Genomic DNA, 1,980 nt, shown 5'->3' on the forward strand with positions numbered 1-1,980 from the left:
CCGATCACCATACCCTCGTAGACCTCGTCGCCGGGGCCGATGAACAGCTTGCCGCGATCCTGCAGGTTGAACAGGGCAAAGCCCAGCGCCTTGCCGGCGGCGTTGGCGATCAGCACGCCGTTCTGGCGCGACGCGACCGCACCCGGCTGATAGGGGCCGTAGTGGTCAAAGATGTGGTGCAGGATGCCGGTGCCGGAGGTCGCGGTCATGAACTCGGTCTGGAAGCCGATCAGCCCGCGCGACGGGATGATGAAGTCCAGGCGCACACGGCCCTTGCCGTCCGGCACCATGTTGGTCATGTCGCCGCGGCGTTCGCCGAGCTTCTCCATGATCGTGCCCTGGTGCTGCTCCTCGACGTCGACGGTGACGGCCTCGTAGGGCTCCTGCTTCACGCCGTCCACTTCCTTGATGACCACTTCCGGGCGCGAGACGCCCAGCTCGTAGCCCTCGCGGCGCATGTTCTCGATCAGGATGCCCAGGTGCAGTTCGCCGCGCCCGGACACCTTGAACTTGTCGGCGTCGTCGGTCTCTTCCACGCGCAGGGCGACGTTGTGCTTGAGCTCTTCCAGCAGGCGGTCGCGCAGCACGCGCGAAGTCACGTACTTGCCCTCGCGCCCGGCGAACGGCGAGGTGTTGACCTGGAAGGTCATGGTCACCGTCGGCTCGTCCACGGTCAGCGGTTCCATCGCCTCGACATGGTTCGGGTCGCACAGGGTGTCGGAGATGTACAGCTCGTCCATGCCGGTGAAGGTAATGATGTCGCCGGCGCGGGCCTCCGCGACCTCGACACGCTCCAGGCCATGGAAGCCCATGATCTGCAGCATGCGGCCGTTACGTACCTTGCCCTCACGGTCCACCACCTTGACCGGGGTGTTCGGCTTGATGCGTCCGCGCTTCACGCGGCCGATGCCGATCAGACCCTGGTAGGAGTTGTAGTCCAGCGAGGAGACCTGCATCTGGAACGGGCCGTCGGCGTCCACGTTCGGCGCCGAGACATGCTCGACGATGGTCTCGAACAGGCAGGTCATGTCGCCTTCGGTGACACTGGAATCCATGCCGGCAAAGCCGTTCAGCGCGGAGGCGAACACGATGGGGAAATCCAGCTGCTCGTCGGTCGCGCCGAGGCGGTCGAACAGGTCGAACACCTGGTCCACGGCCCAGTCCGGGCGGGCGCCGGGGCGGTCGACCTTGTTGACCACCACGATCGGCTTGAAGCCCATCGCGAAGGCCTTCTGAGTCACGAAGCGGGTCTGCGGCATTGGGCCGTCGACCGCGTCCACCAGCAGCAGCACGGAGTCGACCATGGACAGCACCCGCTCGACCTCGCCACCGAAGTCGGCGTGTCCGGGGGTGTCGACGATGTTGATGCGGTAGTCCTGCCATTTGATGGCGGTGTTCTTGGCGAGGATGGTGATCCCGCGTTCCTGCTCGATCGCGTTGGAGTCCATGACCCGCTCGCCGTGATCACCACGTTCGTCGAGGGTGCCGGACTGGCGCAGGAGCTGGTCCACCAGCGTGGTCTTGCCATGGTCGACGTGAGCGATGATGGCGATGTTGCGAAGCTTTTCGGTCATGAACGCGAGAACTCTGATACTGAGGAAAAAGGGCGGCTACTATACAGGACTCTGACCGCGCGCGTTGCTTCTTCCGCGTCGCGGGTGCAGGCAAAGCCCTTCGGGCCGCGCGATGGCCGATTCATTTTCCCGTCACCGCGAGAAGGCGCTGCCGCCACGCCGGTCGGGTGGGATACCCCGGGTTGGGGCAGCGCCCGGCGAATGGTGCCCGGTCCTGCGTCGTGATCGGCCAGGGGGCTGGCCTCCTGCACGGCAGGTCGAGGCCCCGGAAACGGGACGAGCTGCCCCCAAGGCCTTGGTCACCCCGGCGTACGGGCAACCCCGAACTGTAGGAGGCCGGCCCTCCGGCCGATGCGACGGCGTGCATCGCTCCGGCGCCCGGACCCGCCCCGGCGTTGGGACAGCG

1 protein-coding gene is annotated in these 1,980 nt (G+C 66.3%); it reads right to left on the reverse strand.

The features are described from left to right. Positions 1-1,574 (reverse strand): translational GTPase TypA (gene typA, locus G372_RS0100045; RefSeq protein WP_020008799.1); only part of this gene is annotated, 1,574 nt, incomplete at its 3' end. Between the last annotated feature and the right edge of the window lie 406 nt (positions 1,575-1,980).

Origin of the sequence: Thioalkalivibrio thiocyanoxidans ARh2 (assembly GCF_000385215.1) — a bacterium.
Classification (GTDB): Bacteria; Pseudomonadota; Gammaproteobacteria; order Ectothiorhodospirales; family Ectothiorhodospiraceae; genus Thioalkalivibrio; species Thioalkalivibrio thiocyanoxidans.